We start from the raw sequence: 4,925 nt of genomic DNA, 5'->3' as shown, positions 1-4,925 counted from the left end.
CGACACCATCCCGACGATGCCGCCCACCGCCGCCTCGAAGTCGTCGGCCATCTGCCGCATCCCGGCCTTGCGCTGCGCCTCCGCCGCCAGCCGCGCGTCCGCCGTCTCCGCCTCCAGCTTGCGTGTGCGGATCAGGTTCTCCTTGAACACCTGGACCGCCGACGCCATCGCGCCGATTTCGTCGCGGCGGGCGCCGTACGGCACCGCGATCTCGGCCTCGCCGGCGGCCAGCCCCGACATCACGCCGGTCATCGCCTGGATCGGTCGCGAGACGCGCAGGAGGCTGAACGCCGCGGCGGCGCAGGCCGCGACGAGCGCCAGGACGATGGCGCAGTAGGTCGTCGCCGTCGCGGCATCGATCTGAGCCATGGCGTCCGCCGCATCCCTGCGGGCGCCGACCTCGTTGTAGGCGACGACGCGGTTCAGCGCGTCGCGGGCGTTGTCGTACAAGTTCGCGTTGTCGGGGCTGCCGATCAGCGCCGCCGCCTCCGACATCAGTCCCGCCTCGGCCAACTGCATGGATTCCACGGTGGCCGCATCGTACTTGTTCCAGGACGCGACGAACGCGTTGTAGATCGAGCGCTCGTCCTCGCCGGAGATCAAGGTCTCGTAGGACTTGCGCGTCGCCTCGAACTCGGACGCCGACGTCGCGAGCAGCTTGCTGTCCTCGGAGAAGGCGGTCGCCGACTTCGTGGGCGTCAGGAGGCGCAGATGCTTGATGCGGATGTCGGCTTCGGCGGCCTTGACGTTGTTCGCCGCGACGACGGAGGGCAGCCAGTTGCTGGAGATCGCGTCGACGGACGTGCCGATGCTCGACAGCTTCGCAAGCGAGACGACGCCCTGTCCGGCGCTGATGAGTGCAAGGAAGCCGAAGGCGGCGCCGAGCGAGGCTTTGAGGGAGACGTGCAAGCGCATTGTCCGAACCTGCGCGGGACGACCGGGGCGGCGCGCCGCGCGCACAACCGCTGGATGAGAAAGCGGTTCAACGCGTTAAAAAACCCGTGCCGACCGTCGGTTTCAGAGACCATCACCCTGCATCCAAAAGGTGCACCGTGCTTAATGCATCGACATCGATCGATATGTTTCCGATGATAGCTGAGCCCATGAACGGATGTGCCGGAAACGACGCGCGTCCTGATGGAGCGTTGCTTGAAACGGCCCCTGACGCGCGCACGCGGTGGGACGCGTCAGGGGCCGTCTGCATGGTCGCCCGGGTGCAAAGACCAGCTTCTCTTTGACGGCGCACCCCGCATCGTGGCCGGTCGACCGACCCGGCGCGTCGCGCTAGGCTCGGGTGATGACGGAGGCGCTGCATCCGCGCCCCGCGGCCGGGGCCTACGCGACCCATGCGGCGGTCGCGCGTCAGCTGCGGCGCCTGGAGGCGCTGGCCGCGCGGCATCGCGCCCGCAAGCGGATCGTCCGGGCCCTGCGCGGCGGCGCGGGCGGCGGCGGCGCCCTGCTCGCGCTGGCGAAGACCAAGCTCGTCGGCTCCCTGGCCGGGAAGCTCGCCATCGCCGCGCTCGTCGGCCTCGGCCTCGCATGGCCCCTCGTCGCCCTCGGCATCCTCGGGATCGCGGTGGCGATCCTCTCGATCCTCAGCTGCGACCCGGCCGGCATCGAGAGCTGCGACTGCATCCGGCCGAACGCCCGACGCGCCCGCCTGCGGCGGCTGATCGCGGAGCGCCGGGCCTGGCTCGCCGCGCCCTCCGGTGCGGCACCGCGCATTCGCGATGCTCGATCTCCGCAGCGGGCTTGGCGATCCGCGAAACCGAAGCGACGATCCGACGTCCGGCGGCCTTGACCTTCCCACCGTGGGAAGCCCCATCTCTCCTCTTATGCTGAAAGCCGACTCCGACACGCTCACCCCGATCGCCCCCGAGGCGCACGCGACGGAGGCCGTCCGAACCGTCGCCCTCCCCGTCCTCGGGATGACCTGCGCCTCCTGCGCCGGCCGGATCGAGGCGGCGTTGCGGGCGGTGCCGGGCGTGTCGAGCGCCTCCGTGAACCTTGCCACCGAGCGGGCCAGCGTCACCGTCGCGACGGGCGTGCTGGCGGCGGCCCTCGCCTGCGCCGTGACGGATGCCGGCTACGACGTCGGCGGCGAGACCCGCGACTTCGCCGTCGCGGGCATGACCTGCGCCTCCTGCGCCGGGCGGGTCGAGGCGGCGCTGCGGGCGGTGCCCGGGGTTTCGCAAGCCTCGGTGAACCTCGCCACCGAGCGGGCGCGGGTGACGGCGGCGGCCGGCGTCGTGGCCGACGCGGACCTCGTCGCGGCGGTGGCTGAGGCCGGCTACGATGCGACGCCGGCCGCGCCCGCCGGCGGACCCGACGCCGCGGAGGCCACACGCGACGCCGCCGCCCGCCGCGACGAAATCCACCTCCTGGTCGCCGCGGCGCTCGCGGCGCCGCTGGTCGCGCCGATGCTGCTGATGCCGTTCGGGATCGCCTGGATGCCGCCCGGCTGGGTGCAGTTGGCGCTCGCGACCCCGATCCAGTTCTGGCTCGGCGCCCGGTTCTACCGGGCCGGCTGGCGCGCGCTGCGGGCGGGCGCCGGCAACATGGACCTGCTCGTCGCGCTCGGCACCTCCGCGGCCTACGCGCTGAGCCTGTACCAGCTCGTCCGCGCCGCGGAGGCCGGCCGCGCGACCCCGCACCTGTACTTCGAAGCCTCGGCGGTGGTGATCACCCTCGTTCTGCTCGGCAAGCGCCTGGAGAGCCGCGCCAAGCGCAGCACCGCGTCGGCCATCCGGGCGTTGACGGCGCTGCGGCCCGAGCGCGCGCGCCTGCGCCGGCCGGACGGCAGCGAGGCCGAGATCGAGGTCTCCGCGCTCCGGGTCGGCGACGCGGTCGTGGTCCGCCCCGGCGAACGCCTGCCCGCCGACGGCACGATCCGCGACGGCGCGAGCCGGATCGACGAGGCGCTGATCACCGGCGAGAGCCTGCCGGTGGCAAAAGCCGTCGGCGACCGGGTCGTCGGCGGCGCCATCAACGGCGACGGCCGGCTCGTGGTCGAGGTCGCCGCGGTCGGCGCGGAGGCGACGCTCGCGCGGATCATCCGCCTTGTCGAGGACGCGCAGGCTGCCAAGGCGCCGATCCAGCGCCTGGTCGACCGGGTGAGCGCGGTGTTCGTGCCGGTGGTGCTCGGCTTGGGCCTGCTCACCTTCCTCGGCTGGTGGCTCATTGCCGGCGCTAGCGCGGAAACGGCGCTGATCGATGCGGTCGCGGTGCTGGTCATCGCCTGCCCCTGCGCCCTCGGCCTCGCGACGCCGACGGCGATCATGGCCGGCACCGGCGTCGCGGCGCGCCACGGCATCCTGATCAAGGACGCGCAAGCCCTGGAGGTGGCCCACGCCCTCGACACGGTCGCCTTCGACAAGACCGGCACGCTGACGGAAGGGCGCCCGACGGTGACGGACCTCGAGCCTGCGCCGGGCGTCACGCGCGCAGACCTCCTGCGCCGTGCCGCCGCGCTGCAGGCCGGCAGCGAGCATCCCCTCGCCCGCGCCGTCGCGACGCTCGCCGCAGCGGAGGGCGTGTCGCCGCCGCCGGCCGCCAACCTGCGGGCGCTGCCGGGCCGCGGCGTCGCCGCCGAGGTGGACGGCCGCGCGCTCCGCCTCGGCAGCCGCCGGTTGATGGAGGAGGACGGCGTCGACCTGGCGCCCCTCGCGGACCGGGGCGAAGCCCTGGCGCGGGCGGGCCGCACGGTTTCCTGGATCTCGGAGGAGGAAGCCGGGGGGACCGCGCCCGTGCGGCTGCTCGGCCTGATCGCCTTCGGCGATGCGGTGAAACCCTCCGCGGCCGCTTCCATCGCGGCAATCGGCCGGCGCGGCCTGCGCACGGTGATGCTCACCGGCGACAACCGGGGCAGCGCCGCCCGCGCGGCCGAGGCGCTCGGCCTCGACGAGGTGGTGGCCGAGCTTCTCCCGGAGGACAAGGCGGCCGCGATCCTCCGCCTGAAGGCGGGCGGGCGCCGCGTCGCCATGGTCGGCGACGGAGTCAACGACGCGCCGGCGCTCGCCGCCGCCGACGTCGGCATTGCCTTGAGCACCGGCACCGACGTCGCGATGCACGCGGCCGGCATCACGCTGATGCGCGGCGATCCGATGCTGGTTGCCGACGCGATCGACATCGCGCGGCGGACCTATGCCAAGATCCGGCAGAACCTGTTCTGGGCGCTCGCCTACAACGTGGTCGGCATCCCGCTCGCGGCCTTCGGGCTGCTCAGCCCGGTGGTGGCGGGCGCAGCGATGGCGTTCTCCAGCGTCAGCGTCGTCGGGAACGCGCTGCTGCTGCGTCGCTGGCGCCCGGCCTGTGAGGTGCAACGATGATGACGATCGGCGAGGCCGCACGCGCCTCCGGCGTTTCGGCCAAGATGATCCGCTACTACGAGAGCACCGGCTTGATCGCAGAGGCCGCACGCTCGGAAGCCGGCTATCGGCACTATACCGAGGTGGGGATCCACACCCTGCGCTTCATCCGCCGTGCGCGCGACCTCGGCTTTACGGTGGAGCAGATCGGCACGCTGCTCGCCCTGTGGCGCGACCGGGACCGCGCCAGCGCCGACGTGAAGCGCATCGCGCTGGAGCACGTGGCAGCCCTGGAGCGTAAGGCCGAGGAGCTTCATGCCATGAGCCGGACGCTGACGGCTTTGGCCGCGCGCTGCCACGGCGACGCCAGGCCGTATTGTCCGATCATGGAGGATCTGGCGGAAACAGGCGCCGGCCCGGGCGCGCCCGTCGTGAAGGGTGCACCGGGCGGCCCCGCACGCTTCGGCCTGGGCCGACCGGCACGCCGGCGCGGAAACGGATGAGGCGCGTTCCGCCTGGACCGGGTCCGACCTCAGCCTCACTGCCCAAACGCGACGAGCCCGCGCTGTCTTTCGACGGCGCGGGCTCGCTATGGATGATATGATGTTTGGTTGCGGG

Annotated in this window: 4 protein-coding genes; 3 read left to right on the top strand and 1 reads right to left on the bottom strand. The window is 72.9% G+C overall.

The genetic code is table 11. The features are described 5' to 3' along the window. Nucleotides 1-909: MCP four helix bundle domain-containing protein (locus MFF13_RS19255; protein ID WP_238272744.1), on the bottom strand; the 909-nt coding region annotated here is incomplete at its 3' end. A 388-nt stretch (nt 910-1,297) separates the two neighbouring features. Between MFF13_RS19255 and MFF13_RS19250 the strand changes: the two genes are divergently transcribed. From MFF13_RS19250 to cueR, 3 genes are read left to right on the top strand one after another with little or no spacing between them, the layout of a single operon-like run. Further along, nucleotides 1,298-1,801, top strand: coding sequence for a hypothetical protein (locus tag MFF13_RS19250; protein ID WP_238272743.1), 504 nt, complete (start codon nt 1,298-1,300; stop codon nt 1,799-1,801). Nucleotides 1,802-1,835: 34 nt separating this feature from the next. Beyond that, nucleotides 1,836-4,328 carry a heavy metal translocating P-type ATPase gene (locus MFF13_RS19245; protein ID WP_147765332.1) on the top strand — a complete coding sequence of 831 codons (2,493 nt, stop codon included), beginning with the start codon at nt 1,836-1,838 and terminating at the stop codon, nt 4,326-4,328. Next, complete coding sequence (gene cueR / locus MFF13_RS19240) at nt 4,328-4,810, top strand: Cu(I)-responsive transcriptional regulator (RefSeq protein ID WP_147832356.1); 483 nt, start codon at nt 4,328-4,330, stop codon at nt 4,808-4,810. The genes MFF13_RS19245 and cueR overlap by 1 nt, the downstream gene beginning before the upstream one ends. Nucleotides 4,811-4,925 lie beyond the last annotated feature (115 nt).

This window comes from Methylobacterium cerastii, from assembly GCF_022179125.1.
Lineage (GTDB): Bacteria > Pseudomonadota > Alphaproteobacteria > Rhizobiales > Beijerinckiaceae > Methylobacterium > Methylobacterium cerastii.
This window is presented reverse-complemented; position numbering and strand designations above follow the sequence as displayed.

Coding starts and splice junctions, on each gene's coding strand:
- MFF13_RS19250 (WP_238272743.1), top strand. CDS start 1,298: ATGACGGAGGCGCTGCATCCGCGCCCCGCGGCCGGGGCCTACGCGACC.
- MFF13_RS19245 (WP_147765332.1), top strand. CDS start 1,836: ATGCTGAAAGCCGACTCCGACACGCTCACCCCGATCGCCCCCGAGGCG.
- cueR (WP_147832356.1), top strand. CDS start 4,328: ATGACGATCGGCGAGGCCGCACGCGCCTCCGGCGTTTCGGCCAAGATG.